Below are 16,391 nucleotides of genomic sequence, written 5' to 3'. Positions count from 1 at the left end.
GATCAGGCGCTTGCAGGTTACAAAGTAAGCCACAAGCGCCTGATATGGTCTGGTCCTGCGCGTTAGATCGGCAGGGTTTTTTCCAGCGTGGTGCTGATTGCAGTCAGGCCCGGCAGAATCTTGCCTTCAAGCCATTCCAGAAAAGCGCCACCAGCGGTCGAGACATAGGTCATGTCATGCAGCACACCCGCATGGCGCAGGGCGGATACGGTATCCCCACCCCCGGCAACGGTTTTTAGCTGGCCAGCCTTGGTCAGTCGGCCTGCTTCCTGCGCTACCGCGTTTGTGCCTTCATCAAACGGAGGCAGTTCAAACACGCCCAGCGGGCCGTTCCAGACCAGCGTTTTAAGCCCTGCCAGCTTGCTGTTGAGCAGCTTGACCGTTTCCGGCCCCACATCAAGCGCCATCCAGCCATCGGGAATGGCGTTGGATGGCACGGTGCTGGTGGGGGCACCTGCCATGAAGTCTTCGGAGATGACCATGTCAACCGGCAGGATCAGGTCGCAGTTCTTGGCTTTGGCCTGCGCCATAATCAGGCGGGCCGTGTCCAGCATGTCCTCTTCCTTGAGCGATTTGCCAACGCTCAGGCCCTGAGCCGCCAGAAACGTGTTGGCCATGGCGCCGCCAATAGCCAGCATGTCCACCTTGTCCAGCAGGTTTTCAAGCAGTTGGAGCTTGGTGGAAATCTTGGCCCCGCCCACAATGGCCCCCACGGGGCGTTCGGGGTTTTCCAGTGCTGCGTACAGGGCCTGCAGCTCCGCTTCCATCAGTCGGCCACCAAAGGATGGCAGATGGGTGGCAATCCCGGCCGTGGAGGCATGGGCGCGGTGTGCGGCGGAGAACGCATCGTTCACATACACATCGCCCAGATTGGCAAGTGCTGCGGAAAGTTCTGCGTCATTACGTTCTTCACCGGGCTGGAAGCGGGTGTTTTCCAGCAGCAGAACGTCCCCGTCATTCATGGTGCGGGTTGCGGCTTCTGTTTCAGGCCCAATGCAGTCATGGGCAAAACTGACCGGGCGACCCAGTGCCGTGGCCAGTGCCGTGGCAATGGGTTTGAGCGACATGGCCGGTACAACCTGGCCCTTGGGCCGGTCAAAATGGCTGAGCAGAATAACCCGCCCGCCTTTTTCCGCCAGTTCCCGAATGGTGGGAACGACCCGCTCAATGCGGGTCTGATCGGTAACCTGTCCGTCCTTCATGGGGACGTTCAGATCCACGCGGAGCAGGATGCGCTTGCCCTTGGGGTCCAGCGTATCCAGCGTGGCAAAGGGGAGATTGGTAGCCATTAGAGCGATCCAAACAGGGCTGCCGTATCGGACATACGGTTGGAGAAGCCCCACTCGTTGTCATACCAGGAGCACACGCGCACCAGCTTGCCGCCATCGACCAGAGCGGTCTGTGTGGCATCAAAGGTGGAGGAGGCAATGGCGTGGTTGAAGTCGGAGCTGACCAGAGGGGCTTCGTTATAGGCCAGTGCGTTCTTCATTTTGCCGGAGTCCACAACGGCCTTGATCGCGTTGTTGACCTCTTCCACGCTGCCGGGAGCCGTTTTGGGCACGAAGTCGAGCGAGACAACGGACACATTGGCCGTAGGCACACGGATGGCCGTGCCATCCAGCTTGCCTTTGAGCTGCGGCAGAACCAGACCCACGGCGCGGGCTGCCCCTGTGGAGGTGGGGATCATGTTCATGCCTGCGGCACGGGCGCGGCGCAGGTCCTTGTGCAGCGTGTCCACCGTGCGCTGGTCGCCGGTGTAGGAGTGGATGGTCACCATGTAGCCACGTTCGATGCCAAAGGCGTCTTCCATCACCTTGGCAATGGGGGCCAGGCAGTTGGTGGTGCACGAGGCATTGGAGATGACGGTCATATCCGATGTCAGCACATCTTCATTCACGCCGAAGACGATGGTTGCATCCACATCCGTTGCCGGGGCGGAAACAATAACCTTGCGTGCGCCAGCAGCCAGCAGCAGGCCTGCTTTTTCCTTGGTGGTGAACAGCCCGGTACATTCCATGGCCACGTCCACGCCTGCAAACGGTACCTTGGAGGGGTCACGCTCGGCGGAAACGGTAATCGGGTCCCATGTGCGGCCATTGGCGGAAATGACCAGCTTGCCGTTTTCCACCCGAACGTCCGCAGGCAGGCGGCCGTGCACGCTGTCATAGCTCAGGAGGTGGGCGTTATCTTCAACGCTGCCCAGATCGTTAATGGCTACGGGCACAACGTCGGTGCGTCCGCTTTCAATAATGCCGCGCAGCACAAGGCGACCGATACGACCAAAGCCATTGATGGCGATTTTGACTGCCATGGGATGTGTCTCCGTACTTTTTATGATCTTGTTATCGTTAGTGACATGTCCAGGGCTTCCAGCCGGGACGGGGGTGGGGCGGTAGGGGACGAGTCCTTTTGCGCTCCAGATGCAAGAAAACGCGCAAGCACTTTCTCGCAGATCGCTCCAGCTGTAATGCCAAAGCGTTCATACACCGCGTTGGCAGGGGCGGATATGCCAAAATCATCCATGCCAACGAAAATTCCATCTGCTCCCAGCCAGCGTTCCCAGCCAAAGCTGCTTGCGGCTTCTATTCCCACGCGCAAACCCTCCAGCCCCAGCACGGCCGTGCGGTAGGCGGCTGGCTGCTGTGCAAAAACCTCCCAGCAGGGGATGGAAACAACAGCCACGTTCAGCCCCTGCTCGGCCAGATGCTGCCCTGCCTGCGTGGCAATGGCAACCTCGGGGCCGGATGCCATGAGCGTGACGTGCCGCTCCCCCGCACTGCAGCTTATAAGGTAGCCGCCATGGGATGGGCCGCCGTAATGCCCGGCCCGCCGGGCTGCGCGTGGCGGTGGGGGGTGTGGGCACAGGATCAGCAGGGCCGGGCCTTGCGGCCAGTTCAGGGCGGCCTGCCAGCAGGCAAAGGTTTCATCGGCACAGGCAGGGCGGAAAACGGCCAGATGCGGCATGGCGCGCAGGCTGGCCAGCTGTTCCACAGGTTGCCAGCCGCCGCCGTTATCGCTCAGGGCCAGCCCGTCATCGGTTAGCAGGTAAAGCACCTTGCTGCGCATGAGTGCCGTCATGCGCAAGGCCGAGCGCATGCGGTCAATGGTCATCATCCCGGCTACGCCGCAGGGCAGAATGCCCCCGTGGCGGGCCATGCCGTTGAGCATGCCCGCCATGCCATGCTCCTGTATGCCACAAGGTTGGGCGGTATTGCTGAAGGGTATGGGCAGGTTGGCCCGGCGCGAACTTCTGGTGCTGGAGGTGGCGGCCAGAATGGCCACATCCTGCCGGAGCATTGCCAGTGAGCGCAGCCCGGCAAAGGCTGCCTGCTGGGATGAGCCATCGGGGGCTGCGCGCATGGTCTGGCGCCAGAGCCGCCCCCAGTCCTCCCGCATGGTCTGGCGGGCCTTGCCGGACTGTTCGCGCTCAAAATCCGCACGGGCGCGGTGCTGGGCCAGCCTGCGCAGCCATGAGCGGCGGATGGAGCCACCACGCCGAGCGGTGGGGCTCCATGGGCCGGTTAGCTCCTCCTCCGCGGGCAGGTCGGGCAGGGTGGCGCAGCATTCGGGCATACAGGCAACAAGGGTCGGTTTTCTGGCCCGCAGCGTGGCCTGCAGGGCCGCCATAATGCCACCAAGGTCATGGGCACGCACTTTGCGCACGCTCCACCCCGATGCCCCAAACCGGGCCAGTGAGTCCGAAAAATCAGCCGGGTCGGTCAGGGGGGAGGGGCAGACAAGTACGGCCATGCGGTTCAGACCAAAGCGGCTGGCCAGTTGTGCGGCTTCCAGCGCAACACCTGTGGCCAGATCACTGTCACGTGCCAGCACCCATGTGCGGTGGTTTACAAGGGAACGGCCATAGCGTTTGGCCAGATGCTGTTCGGCCAGCGCCATACCGGCCGCCGCAGCCATGCCCTGCCCCGCTGGGCCTGTGGCAATTTCCACGGCCGGGTGCTGGCCATATTCCAGCGTTGGGCTTAATTCCTGCGCGCCGGCCGGGGCAGTCAGGCGTAACATGGCGGCCAGCAGGGGCAGCATGGCGGAAGAGGGTACTACGCAGCGGTCCCTGTCCGGCCATGTGGGCATTGCGGGGTCAAAGCGGAGAATGCGGCACCATAGCGCTGTCATGGGCAGGCACATGGTCTGGAGTTCGGTCCGGGTGTCCTCTTCCGTGGTGGCGGAGGCCAGAAGCGCGCGGGCTGCCTTGTCCATACGCAGCACAAGGGCGTCCTGCGTGTGGGAGGCGTGTGGTATGGTGTGGTCTGTGGAAGATGTGCCGGCCATCAGCCCTGTGTTTTGCCCAAGGGAGTGCAGTACAGAAGTGCCCCGCGCAACCCGCCCGGTGCCGCTGGGTAGTTAACCAGAGAGCAAACGGTACCCGCAAGAGGCAGTTTGGCGGTCGAATACGTGTTTTGCAGCCGGGTTACAGGCGTAAGGGCTTGCGCCGGGCGCGTGGGAGCGCGAAAGAAGGGGCGGATACCTTGTAAAATACGTGCGTCTGGTGCGCTGCCTTGTTTCAAGTGGAGAGTGGTCCGGTCATGCTGTCTGTTTTTCATGCCGCAAAAGGGGGGCGCGCTGTTGGGGCGGCGCTCTCGGTCTGCCTGCTGGCGGGCATGGTCGGGTGCAAGCCGCTGGACCAGAGAACGTTTGACCCTTCCGCCAGCGTTGAGCCCAAACCGTATATTCCCCCTCCCCCTCCCGGTCCGCCACCCGTGCCGCCCTTGATTGAGCTGGTGGCAGGCACGCCACAGGCGGAATGGAAGGCGCCGGTGGACCAGATTGCGCACAAGGCTCTTGCGCGTAAAAAGGAAGTGCTCTTTGTTGTAAGCTGTCTGGTGCCACCACAGGCCGGGCAGGAGGCGGAACAGACCGCCTTGCAGGAGCTTGTCCAGCATGACGGACACGCCATTATGCAGGAACTGGTGGACGCAGGCGCGCCCGAAGCACAGGTGGAAATGTCCGCTATGCCGGATTCGTCGGTGACGAAGCCCACCATACGGGTGTATGTGCGATAGGTTACCGAACCGAAACGCAAAAGTACGAAGACAAAAGGCCAGACGGCCGATGGGTAAGCCCATGCCCCGACCGTTTCTGACGAGAAGCGAGGAGAAAACAAGCGTGGGAGCGATCAAGAACGCCCGGCATCCATTTTACGAACACTGTGAGGAAGCGCTGGGGCGGATCAAGCAGCAGGGGCGTTACAGAACCTTTACGCCACTTGCGCGTCAGGCAGAACGCTTTCCCCTGTATGAGGAATACGTGGCCAACATGCCCGAAGGGCGTGAGGTTATCGTCTGGTCCACAAACGATTATCTGGGCATGGGCGTAGTGCCCGAAGTGCAGGATGCCGCCATTGCCGCCATTCGCGAGCATGGCGCAGGAGCGGGGGGCACGCGCAATATTGCTGGCACCAGCCCGCTGCATAACCAGCTGGAAGCCGAACTGGCCGCCCTGCATGGCAAGGAAGCCGGGCTGCTCTTTATTTCGGGTTATGTGTCCAATCAGGCCAGCCTACAGACAATCCTGACGTCGATGCCCGGCTGGATCTGTTTTTCCGACCGCCTGAACCATGCCTCCATGATTGCGGGCATCAAGGGTGCGCGTGGCTCCCAGACCGTTATTTTTGAACATAACGACCTGCAGGACCTTGAAGCCAAGCTGGCCGCAGCTCCGGCCGATGCCCCCAAGCTGATTGCGTTTGAGAGCGTGTACTCCATGGATGGAGACATGTCCGACATTGGCGCGATCTGTGCTCTGGCCAGAAAATACAATGCCCTGACCTATCTGGACGAAGTGCATGCCGTAGGGCTGTACGGGCAGGAAGGGGGTGGCGTATCGCAGCGCGATGGTGTGGCCGATCAGGTGGACATTATTGAGGGCACGCTGGCCAAGGGTTTTGGCGTGCACGGGGGCTACATTACCGCTTCGGCCGAAATTGTGGACTTCCTGCGCTCAACGGCATCGGGGTTTATTTTCACCACAGCCCTGCCGCCATCCGTGGTGGGGGCGGCGCTGGCCAGCGTGCGCAAGGTGCGGGCAGAGAACTGGCGGCGCGAGTCCCTGTTTGAGCGTGTGCATACCATGCGCCAGCGCCTGCGGGCTGCCGGTGTGCCCTTTACCATGACGCCAAGCCACATTGTGCCTATTCCCATTGGGGATGCCGAGCGCTGCAAGCGGATCTGCCGTCGTCTTCTGGTGGAGTTTGGCCATTATGCAACGCCGATCAACTACCCGACCGTGCCCGAAGGCACCGAGCGCCTGCGCTTGACGCCCGGACCCTTCCATACGGATGAGATGATGGACGATATGGTGCGCGCACTTGCGCATCTGCTGCGCGGGGAAGGGGTTATTCCCCAGCCGGTTGCGCAAAAGGTCGAAAACGTAGCCTGAGGCAGAACCGGCCCTGTTCTGGTCTTTTTAAAAACCCTCCATGAAAATGGAGGGTTTTTTATTGCAGGTTATAATGTGCTGGCAGGCTGTGCATGTTACTTGTCATTTGCGCCAGTTCTGAAACATTGATGAACAGATTGTCGCAGATCGCGTTGGTATTGTGCACCGTTTCGTTATTCTGGGCGGTGGAGACATTAAGTTTCTGCATGATCTGGTGTAGTTGGTTAATCTCTTCTTTTTGTACCAATGCTGTTTCTTCAAACTCTTTAAAGGAACGCTTTATTTTTTCAACGTGGTGAATAATGCCGGCCAGTGTCTGGGAGTTGTCGCACATGGAGCCGGAGCAGGTATGTATGGAATCCTGCAAATAGGAGATAAGTGTTCTGGTGCGGAGCAGGGATTCTGATGTCATGTGTGACAGGCTACGGATTTCCTGCGCAACTACACCAAAGCCAGCACCATAGCTTCCGGCCTTGGAGGCTTCTATGGTTGCATTGATCCCCAGAATATTGATCTGGGAAGAAATGCTTTTCATGATATTAAGAATTTTACCAATATCTTCTGATGCTTCCGATATTTTTTTGAATTTTTCTATGGTGTCGTTAATTTTTACGCACGATTCCCGTATGCTGGTGGATGCATGCTGAATATAATTTCTGGATTCTTCCATTTTTATATTCTGGTCTTGGGTTTTTTCTATGGTTGATTTTATGCGTTTGTCAGATTCCTGCAAATGCTGGTTTTGCGTGCGGTTCCGCTCCGAAAGGTTTTCGGACTCATCCCTCAGGCTGCGGGATTCCGCACTGATCGAATGGGTTGCGGTCTGGATTTTATGCAGTGTTTCATGCAGCGTTATGGTTCTGGTCTGGAGTGTATCTGAAATACGATTGCTGTGGAGGTAGGACATCCGCATAAGGTCAAACGGAGTGGCTGTGCCAACGTAGCACTGGTTATGTGTAATTATAAAAGATTTGTTAATATCAGATATTTTGTTGTTCAGAATCTTTTTTGTAAAATCCAGAATGGGCGTTCTGGCCTCCACCATAAGTGGGCTATCATCCATCAGCAGTGTAACAGGGCGTTTGTGATACAGGGCGTATGAAAACGGACTGGACATAAGGGAAAGGAACTTTTGCCTTTCCACCACGCCAACGGGAATATTCCTGGCGTTGATAATGCAAATATGATGGGTGTCTGGATGATTTTTAAAAATCTCCATGACGGCACTTCCGGATTCTGTCGGGCTGAGTCTGAATCCGTCTTGCGCGAGGGAACCCATGCTGTGCTGGTCGAATGTTTGCGGCAGGGTCATTTGTCTATTTTTTGGTTAAAATAAAAGGGTTTTTGAGCGTAGTGCCAGTTTTTGCGAAGGGTAAAGTGACAGTTTTGTGTCGCTCCGCTGGCCGCCGTGTTGACGGATTGCGGGAGAGAACTGCAAATCCGTCCATTTCAAACAGGTTTTAAAAAAGTGAAGTCTATAAAATTAATATGAAAGTTTGGTAAAAAGTCTGTGTCATAAAAAGGTGGTATCACCATCCGGGCACAGGTATGCCCGGATGGTGTGCCTATGGCGGTTAGTGCGCCTGCTTCAGCTTTTCAACCGCAGCCTTCAGGTCGTCCAGAGAGACCGCGCCGGGAATAATCTGCTGTTCGCCAATAATAAAGGTAGGCGTGCCATCCAGATCAATCGAGCGGGCAAGGGCTACGTTCTGTGCCAGTGCTGTGGCTACGGCGGGGCTTTTCATGTCCTTTACCAGCCGGTCCGCATCCAGCCCGGCCAGTGCCGCTGCATGGCGGATACGTTCCATGCCGGGGGCGGAGGTGTCGGCCATAAGAGCCTGCTGGAACGGCTTGTAGGCATTCTGCAAACCGGCGGCCACAATAGCCTGGGAATCCAGCACACTGTTCGGCCCCAGTACGGGAATGACCTTTTCCACCAGCTTCAGGTCCGGTTCAGCGGCAACCAGTGCATCAAGGTCTGGCAGCACCTTGCGGCAGTAAGGGCAGCGCGGGTCATAAAACTCGACAATGCTCAGCTTGCCGTGGGGGTTGCCCAGAACAATGTCGCTTGTGCTGTTGCCAAACTGCGCCTTGTTGTGGCGGACAACATCCAGTGCGGATGTCGCCTTCTGCTCTGATGCCTTGCTCTGCATGGCTGCCACGGCATCGGTCAGGATTGTGGGGTCGGTTTTAAGCGCATTGCGTACGATCGAGACAATCTCGGCCCGCTGGGCGGGGGTAAAGCTGCCATCGGTTGCAGCATGTGCGGCTGTCTGGCCGCCCAGTGCAAGCAGGGTTGCCAGAGCGCCTGAGGCTGTCAGACGATAGAAAGATGAGATCAGTTTTTGCATGGTGTCCTTATCCGTAAAACAGGACGCTACGGTGCCCGCCCGCTTGGGGCAAGGGAATACACAGAGTGTTCTGCAACAAAGGTGCCACGCAAGTTGTGTTGCTGATAGCCCCAAAGCAGGGTAATCCAGCTATGAGATTAAAGTACAAAAACGTCTGCCCGCCGGACGGGCCCAGAAGTGGAGAGCGCTAGGCGTGGCTGCCCGATTCAACAAACACCGTTCTGTCCTGCCCCGCACCGGCTTGCCCGGTCGTGCCCGCGCGGCAGCGCTTGCTCTTGCCCTGACCAGCACACTGGCGGCCTGTGGGGGGGCGGATGACCACGTGAACCAGCCGGTTGTCAGCGGGTTTGTCGGGGCTGTGGCGGCGGATGAACCGCGCGCGGCTCTGGTCGCGCGGGACATTCTGGCCAAGGGTGGCAATGCGGCGGACGCGGCTGCGGCACTGGGGCTTGCGCTTTCGGTTTCCCTGCCATCGCGCGCCTCCCTTGGTGGGGGCGGGGCCTGCCTTGCATGGCGCCCGGGTGAGCCTGCGGGACAGGCGTTTGTTTTTGTGCCTCAGGGTGCTGCCCAGACCAACGCACAGGCAGACCGGCCTGCATCCGTGCCCCTGCTCGCGCGTGGGCTGTTCCTGATGCAGATGCGTTATGGCAGCGTGGATTTTGCAGACCTTATTGTGCCTGCGCGGAACCTGGCCTCCCGCGGGGTGCCCGTCGGGGGGCTGCTGGCAGCGGATCTGGCGGCTGTTCAGTCCTCCCTTTTGGCGGATGACAAGGCGCGTGCCGTTTTTGGTAACGACAGCGGGCATGTGCTGGCAGCAGATGACATACTGGTGCAGACCCGTCTGGCGGGAGCACTTGAGCGCATGCGCATTGCCGGGGTGGGTGATCTGTACACAGGCGCTCTGGCCCAGACCTTTATTGAAGGGGCGCAGGCTGCGGGTGGTGGCCTGTCCTCAGCCGACCTGCGAGGGGATGTTCCCGTGGCCGAGCCCCCGCTTACGGTGCATGCCCGTGGGCTGGACATCAGTTTTCTTCCTCCCCCAGCCGATGGCGGGGTTGGCATGGCTGCGGCCTATATGGCCGGTGGCCGTGGTGGGGAGCGTGTTGTAGCGGCATGGCGGGCGCGCCAGAGCGGCAAGGGCAGTGCGACCATGGTGGCCGATGCACAGGCACTGCTTAATTCTGGCAGCCTCTCCTCCGGCGGGGCGCTGCCTGCGCTGCCAGCCTCTACCTCTTTTGTTGTGACCGACCGGCAGGGCCAGACCGTGGCCTGCGCACTGAGCATGAACAATCTGTTCGGCACAGGGCGTATTGCAGGTTCGACCGGCATTGTGCTGGGGGCTTCTCCTGCACAAAGGCCGCTCCCCCTGCTGGCAGCGGGTATTGTGCATCAGGGCACGGATTTCCGCGCGGCTGCTACGGCCTCGGGGCAGAATGTGGCGGCTGATACGGCGGCCATTGCCTTGCAGGCAGCGGTTGCAGGCGTGCGTCCGCAGGTGACCAATGGCAACGGGCGGGCCAACTTTGTGTCCTGCCCCGGTGGGCTTTCTGGTGGGGCAGGCCGGTGCTTTGGCTGGACGGACCCCAGAGGAGCCGGCCTTGCGGTGGGGAGCACCCCTGTCGCCCACTAGGTCTGGCGTTATAAAAATCAGGGGTGGCGTGCTGGAGCAGCATGCCGCCCTTGCTATGTTTTTCTTTTGTTCTATAATGGAACAAAACGGGTCCAAATTCTTAACGGGGTTTGTGCCGGGGCCTGAGCCTTCGTGGCGGCGCGTTGCGGAGCAAAAATGTTTGTGGCAGGGGTTTTAAACCTGAACCAACAGGTTTCAGGCTCGGGGTCACGCGGGGGCCCGGTCTGGTTGTTCGGCTCATAAGCTGAGGGAATGGTAGAGAATGGATAAGGCAAAGGCGCTGGAAGGCGCTCTTGGGCAGATTGAACGGGCTTTTGGCAAAGGGTCCGTCATGCGGCTGGGCCAGCGGCCCAAGGAACAGTCGGATGTCATCTCCACCGGCTCGCTCGGGCTGGATATTGCTCTGGGCATTGGTGGTCTGCCCCGTGGCCGTGTGGTGGAAATTTACGGGCCGGAAAGCTCGGGTAAAACCACACTGGCGCTGCACGCCATTGCAGAGGCGCAAAAACGGGGCGGCACCTGCGCATTTATTGATGCCGAACACGCGCTGGACCCTGGCTACGCCAAAAAACTGGGCGTGGATGTTGATAACCTGCTGATCAGCCAGCCCGATGCGGGTGAACAGGCGCTCGAAATTGCTGACACTCTGGTGCGGTCAGGGGCGATTGACGTGCTGGTGGTGGACAGTGTGGCTGCCCTTGTGCCCCGTGCCGAACTTGAAGGCGATATGGGCGACAGCCATGTGGGCCTGCATGCCCGCCTGATGAGCCAGGCCCTGCGTAAGCTGACCGGCACAGTCGCACGCTCCAATACGCTGATGATCTTTTTGAACCAGATCCGCCTTAAAATCGGTGTGATGTTCGGCAACCCCGAAACCACAACGGGCGGGAATGCGCTCAAGTTCTATTCCTCTGTCCGTCTGGATATCCGCCGCATCGGCTCGATCAAGGACAAGGACGAGGTCACGGGCAACCAGACGCGCGTCAAGGTCGTCAAGAACAAGATGGCTCCGCCCTTCCGTCAGGTCGAGTTTGACATCATGTACGGTGAAGGCATCAGCAAGGTGGGGGAACTCATCGACCTTGGCGTGAAGGCCGGCGTGGTGGAAAAATCTGGCGCATGGTTCTCCTACGACAGCCAGCGTATTGGTCAGGGGCGCGAGAACGCCAAGCAGTTCCTGCGCGATCACCCGGAAATGGCGGCGGATATTGAGCGCAAGGTGCGTGAACACGCAGGCGTTGTGGCTGAAGCCATGATGGTCGCCCCCGAGCATGATGCCGAGGGCGAAGACTAACTACCCGATACGGCGGGAGAGCAGGCAGGCCTGTGGGTCGTATGATGCCAGAATGGCCTGTTCTTCCGCACTGATCACATCTGGCACAAACCCCTGTCGCGCCCAGAACTGAAGGGCATGGCGGGTGGATGTCAGGGTCAGTGTGTTCAGGCCCGCTGCGCGCGCGGCCTCTTCGGCCCGGGCAATGGCCATTTGTGCATAGCCCCTGCCGCGCCCGGCCGGGGCTATGGCCACATCATGAATATACCAGCGGTCCGCCGGAGCGGGCAGGGCACCGAGCAGGGTGTTCAATGGGGGGGAAAGCAGCCCCCGCCACGGGTGGCTGATCAGGTAGCCCGCTAACATTCCGTCCAGCATCAGGCTCAGGCAGCCTGTGGGGGCAAGGCGCAGGCGTTCGGCAAAAATATCTGTATCTTCGGGGTAGTCAGGGTGCACACTGCCAGCCAGTGCTGTAACGTGGGCAAGATCATCTGGCGTCATCAAACGCCAGATGGTATCTGCGCGCGAAGTGTTCATACCAAGGTTCCGCTCTTTATGCGTGGTGTTGCACGGAGCTACTTATGACTGAAAAGCAGAGATCATGACAGGGCGACTGAGACTGACATTGCGGGTTGATGCCGATGGACGTGCCGCTCTGGGGCATGGCAAGGTTCGCCTGCTGGAGCAGTTGGCCGAAACCGGCTCTATTTCTGCGGCAGGGCGTGCCATGGGCATGTCTTACCGGCGTACGTGGCTTTTGGTGGATAACCTGAACCAGCTTTTTGTGGAGCCGCTGGTCATGACCCGGCCTGGCGGGGGTGGTGGCGCATTCCTGACCGAGACAGGCAAAACCGTTCTGGCACTTTATCGCCAGATCGAGCGTGACGCGGCACAGGCGGCCCGTTCTGGTATCAGCCAGATGGAAGCCCTGCTGGCACCTGCGGACGAATGCCTCCAAAAAACCTTATCTGAGTGACAAAATGCATGGCGTAGGTACAATCGCGCCAGAGAGTTATTGGTCATAGCGGGAGATTAAAGTGTCATCAAACGTACAGCGACGCGGGGTCATTCGGGCCGGGGCGGGCGTGACTTTGGCATCGCTCGTTGGCGGAGTCGCCCGTAAGGCACGGGCGGAGGGGCTGAGTGGCGCCACCGGCAAGTTTGATGATAGCACCGTAATCCAGATTGCCCGCAGGCTGGCCAATGCGGAGTACCATCCGCCGGGGCAGAGCCTGCCCAAAGCGTTGGATAATCTGACGTTTGACCAGTACCGGGGCATTGCCTACCGGCCCGACCGCGCCTTGTGGGCAGGGGACAATCTTGCGTTTGACGTGGAGTTTTTCCCCCGCGGTTTTCTCTACCGCCCCCGCATAGAAATTTATGAGGTCCGGGACGGGCAGGCTGGCACTGTGCCCTACTCCCCTGACCTGTTCACTTATTCCGACCCCGCCTTGCGGGTTACGGATGATCTGGGTTTTGCCGGTGTCCGCCTGCGTACCGCCATTAACACCCCCGGTGTTATGGAGGAGTTCTGCGTATTTCTGGGGGCGTCCTACTTCCGGGCTGTGGCCAAGGGGCAGGATTATGGGCTTTCCGCCCGTGGATTCGCCAATGGTACGGGGGATCCAAAAGGGGAAGAATTCGCGCTGTTCCGCGCATTCTGGCTGGAAAAGCCGCAGCCGGGCGTACAGTCCATTGTTGTGCATGCCCTGCTGGACAGCCCGACGGTAACAGGGGCCTTCCGCTTTACTATCCGCCCAGGCGACAACACTGTGTTTGACGTGCAGACAACCCTGTTCCCGCGCGCCAAGATCGAGCAGTCCGGTATCGCTCCCCTGACCGGCATGTTCTATTTTGATGTTAACGACCATAACCACGTCGATGACTGGCGCCCCGCAGCGCATGACAGCGAAGCCCTGCAAATGTGGACCGGTGCGGACCAGCAGCTTTACCGCCCGCTGCGCAATCCGCTGGATCTCCAGTTTTCCACGTTCTCGGATGTGTCCCCCCGTGGGTTCGGGCTGATGCAGCGCCGGCGCGCCTTCCATGATTACGAAGACCTTGCCCTGCATTACGAAAAACGCCCTTCCCTGTGGATCGAACCGATCGGGGACTGGGGTGCTGGCTGGGTTGATCTGGTGGAAATCCCCACCCCCAACGAAGTGAACGATAACATCGTCTCCTTCTGGCGGCCCAAGGAACCCTTGCGCGCGGGGCAGGAATACCACTTTACCTACCGCATGTACTGGGGGTGGGATGCGCCCTTCCCCACACCGCTGGCCCGTATAGGTGCGACCCGCGTGGGTTCGGTGGTGGATAATAATGATGCCCGTTTCTTTGCCATAGACTTTATGGGCACTCCCTTTGAGCATCTGCCAAAGGATACGCATTTCCATGTCACGCCCAAAACATCGGCGGGCACAATCCAGAATGTGGTTGTCGAGCCTAATCCGGCTATTAACGGAATCCGCACCACGTTTGAGTTTATTCCAGGGGATGCCAAGGTCGCTGACCTGAGTGCGGTGCTGGAAACGGATTCTGGCCCCATTTCCGAACAGTGGCTGTACCGGTGGACGCCCTGATTATGCCGGATATGAATACGGGCGCCTCTGAACGACGTTTTGAAGCCCTGCCCCCCGAAGCACGGCTGGATATGCCGGTCCAGAACCTGCAAAAACCCGCCAGTATGGAAGGGCGCGGGCGCACGCCTGCCACATCGCCTTCCAGCATTGTGCTGCGCCGTCTATCGGTTATCGGGTCCGCGCTTGCACTCACGGCGTATGGGGCATGGCGCACGCACATGGTTATGGACGAGGCGGGTGTGTCTGCCCTCGGCGTTATCATGCTGGTGCTGTTCATTGCCTTGTTTATGTGGATTGCCCTTGCGTTCACCTCTTCGGTGGCCGGGTTCTGCTCGCTGGTAACGCATGGCGGCCTTGGGCTTGGTATCCGCCGCACAGGCCCCCTGCCCCTGCTGACCCGCAGAACCGCCCTGCTGCTGCCCACCTATAACGAACCTCCCCACCGCGTTATGGCCGGGCTCCGGGCCATTTACAGCAGTCTGGAGGAAACGGGGCAGCTTGGCAGTTTTGACCTGTTTATCCTCTCCGATACGACCAACCCGGATGTATGGGTCAAGGAAGAAGCCGCTTTTCTGGCCCTGCGGGAGCAGGTTGGCGGGCATGAGCGTATTTTTTACCGCCGCAGGCACAACAATGTAGAGCGCAAGGCGGGCAATGTGGGGGAATGGGTGCGCCGCTTTGGGGCCGCATACGACCACATGGTTACGCTGGATGCGGATTCCGTCATGTCCGGCCAAACGCTGGTGCGTATGGCGGATGCCATGGAACGCAACCCCGGTGTGGGGCTGATCCAGACACTCCCGGTTATTGTGGGGGGCACGACCCTGTTCGCCCGCTTGCAGCAGTTTGCCGGGCGTGTGTATGGCCCCATTATTGCGTATGGCATTGCCTGGTGGCATGGCTCGGAAGGCAATTACTGGGGGCATAACGCCATTATTCGCACCCGCGCCTTTGCCAGTCAGGCGGGGTTGCCCCATGTGCCCGGCAAGCCGCCTTTTGGCGGGCATATTCTTAGCCATGACTTTGTGGAAGCCGCGTTGATGCGCCGTGGTGGCTGGGCCATTCACATGATCCCCGCACTGGACGGATCGTATGAGGAAAGCCCGCCCTCGCTGACCGATGTGGCCATCCGTGACCGGCGCTGGTGTCAGGGTAACCTGCAACACGTCAAGGTGCTGCCCACCAAGGGGCTGCACTGGGTCAGTCGCATGCACATGGTTGTGGGCATTGGTGCGTATGTGACCTCCCCCCTGTGGCTGGTGTTCCTGCTGACCGGGATTTTAATTTCGCTTCAGGCGCATTTTCAGCGTCCTGAATATTTTGGGGATACCAAGCTCCTGTACCCGCATTGGCCCCATGTGGACCCGGTGCAGGCCAAATACGTGTTTATTGGCACAATGGTTGTGCTGCTTGCCCCCAAGCTGCTGGCCTATATTGCCCTGCTGCTGGACCCCGAGGCACGGCGCGGCAGTGGTGGGCCGGTCCGTGCGGCTGTGTCCGTGCTGGTGGAAACGCTGATCGGCGGCCTGATCGCTCCCATTGCCATGCTTATCCAGACATCGGGCGTTATCTCGATCCTGAGTGGGCATGATTCCGGCTGGAATACCCAGCGGCGTGATGATGGTGGTATTCCCTTCATGGAAGTGGTGCGCCAGTACGCGCGCTTTACCCTGTTTGGGCTGGTGCTGGGGGCTGGAGCATGGGTTGTTTCTCCCTCCCTGTTTTTCTGGATGACGCCGGTTCTGCTTGGGCTGGTGTTTTCCATTCCTCTGGTTGCCTTTACCAGCAGCCGGAATGTGGGGCTTGGGTTCAGGCGGGCAGGGCTTTTGCTGGTGCCCGAAGAAACACAGACTCCCGATGTCCTGCAAAAGCTTGAGCATGAGGAGGCGCAGGACCAAACCCCAACCCTGCCCGACGACGCCCTGCGCGCCCTGCGGGCTGATCCCGCATTGTGTCAGGCGCATATTGCCATGTTGCCAGCCGAGCGCCGTGTGGGGGACCCTATTAACGCTGATCAGCTTGTCGGTCTGGTCAAGCTGGCGGAAGCGCCCTCCCTGCCGGATGCGGAACGCCGCCTGACGGTTAAGGAAAAAGCCGCCGTTCTGGGCAGCCGCAAAGGTGTGGACCTGATTTTGCACCTCCCCGAGTCGTAACAAAACGGC

Annotated in this window: 13 protein-coding genes; 7 read left to right on the top strand and 6 right to left on the bottom strand. The window is 59.6% G+C overall.

Features of this window, described 5'->3' with window-relative positions:
- Positions 1–62: 62 nt before the first annotated feature.
- Genes ACSYTG_RS12815 through ACSYTG_RS12805 form a run of 3 tightly spaced genes read right to left on the bottom strand, consistent with a single transcriptional unit; the run spans position 63 to position 4,287 of the window.
- A complete protein-coding gene (locus ACSYTG_RS12815; RefSeq protein WP_086646906.1) occupies positions 63–1,289 on the bottom strand; it encodes a phosphoglycerate kinase in 1,227 nt (408 codons plus the stop codon).
- Positions 1,289–2,311, bottom strand: a complete 1,023-nt coding sequence (gene gap, locus ACSYTG_RS12810; protein WP_086646905.1) for a type I glyceraldehyde-3-phosphate dehydrogenase — start codon at positions 2,309–2,311, stop codon at positions 1,289–1,291. The genes ACSYTG_RS12815 and gap overlap by 1 nt, the downstream gene beginning before the upstream one ends.
- Before the next feature lie 20 nt (positions 2,312–2,331).
- Positions 2,332–4,287 (bottom strand): transketolase-like TK C-terminal-containing protein, encoded by a 1,956-nt coding sequence (locus ACSYTG_RS12805; RefSeq protein ID WP_489783410.1) that lies wholly within the window; start codon positions 4,285–4,287, stop codon positions 2,332–2,334.
- 254 nt (positions 4,288–4,541) lie between these two features.
- Between ACSYTG_RS12805 and ACSYTG_RS12800 the strand changes: the two genes are divergently transcribed.
- Both ACSYTG_RS12800 and hemA read left to right on the top strand, forming a co-directional pair.
- Positions 4,542–5,018, top strand: a complete 477-nt coding sequence (locus ACSYTG_RS12800; protein WP_086646903.1) for a hypothetical protein — start codon at positions 4,542–4,544, stop codon at positions 5,016–5,018.
- 61 nt (positions 5,019–5,079) lie between these two features.
- Positions 5,080–6,393, top strand: coding sequence for a 5-aminolevulinate synthase (gene hemA / locus ACSYTG_RS12795; RefSeq protein ID WP_489783409.1), 1,314 nt, complete (start codon positions 5,080–5,082; stop codon positions 6,391–6,393).
- Between the two features lie 58 nt (positions 6,394–6,451).
- On the opposite strand, the gene ACSYTG_RS12790 is transcribed toward hemA, so the two are convergent.
- Both ACSYTG_RS12790 and ACSYTG_RS12785 read right to left on the bottom strand, forming a co-directional pair.
- Positions 6,452–7,510, bottom strand: a complete 1,059-nt coding sequence (locus tag ACSYTG_RS12790) for a methyl-accepting chemotaxis protein (RefSeq protein WP_158093051.1) — start codon at positions 7,508–7,510, stop codon at positions 6,452–6,454.
- 457 nt (positions 7,511–7,967) lie between these two features.
- A complete protein-coding gene (locus tag ACSYTG_RS12785) occupies positions 7,968–8,744 on the bottom strand; it encodes a DsbA family protein (RefSeq protein WP_086646901.1) in 777 nt (258 codons plus the stop codon).
- Positions 8,745–8,937: 193 nt separating this feature from the next.
- Between ACSYTG_RS12785 and ACSYTG_RS12780 the strand changes: the two genes are divergently transcribed.
- Positions 8,938–10,374 carry a gamma-glutamyltransferase gene (locus ACSYTG_RS12780; protein WP_086646900.1) on the top strand — a complete coding sequence of 479 codons (1,437 nt, stop codon included), beginning with the start codon at positions 8,938–8,940 and terminating at the stop codon, positions 10,372–10,374.
- A gap of 262 nt (positions 10,375–10,636) precedes the next feature.
- Positions 10,637–11,668, top strand: coding sequence for a recombinase RecA (recA, locus tag ACSYTG_RS12775; RefSeq protein ID WP_095349508.1), 1,032 nt, complete (start codon positions 10,637–10,639; stop codon positions 11,666–11,668).
- Here recA and ACSYTG_RS12770 read toward each other — a convergent pair whose 3' ends face one another.
- Complete coding sequence (locus ACSYTG_RS12770) at positions 11,669–12,184, bottom strand: GNAT family N-acetyltransferase (RefSeq protein ID WP_415420592.1); 516 nt, start codon at positions 12,182–12,184, stop codon at positions 11,669–11,671.
- Between the two features lie 64 nt (positions 12,185–12,248).
- Here ACSYTG_RS12770 and ACSYTG_RS12765 point away from each other — a divergent pair, with 64 nt between their 5' ends.
- From ACSYTG_RS12765 to mdoH, 3 genes are all read left to right on the top strand, one after another.
- Positions 12,249–12,623, top strand: coding sequence for a winged helix-turn-helix domain-containing protein (locus ACSYTG_RS12765; protein WP_489783408.1), 375 nt, complete (start codon positions 12,249–12,251; stop codon positions 12,621–12,623).
- A 61-nt stretch (positions 12,624–12,684) separates the two neighbouring features.
- The gene (locus ACSYTG_RS12760; protein ID WP_086646896.1) at positions 12,685–14,229 is read left to right on the top strand and encodes an OpgD/OpgG family glucan biosynthesis protein; all 1,545 of its coding nucleotides are present in this window, start codon (positions 12,685–12,687) and stop codon (positions 14,227–14,229) included.
- 2 nt (positions 14,230–14,231) lie between these two features.
- Positions 14,232–16,382, top strand: coding sequence for a glucans biosynthesis glucosyltransferase MdoH (gene mdoH, locus ACSYTG_RS12755; protein WP_489783407.1), 2,151 nt, complete (start codon positions 14,232–14,234; stop codon positions 16,380–16,382).
- The last annotated feature ends 9 nt before the right edge of the window (positions 16,383–16,391 follow it).

It is taken from the genome of Acetobacter sp. ESL1128 (genome assembly GCF_058505085.1).
Note: the sequence above shows the minus strand (reverse complement) of the source record. Positions and strands in the feature narration are given on the sequence as shown.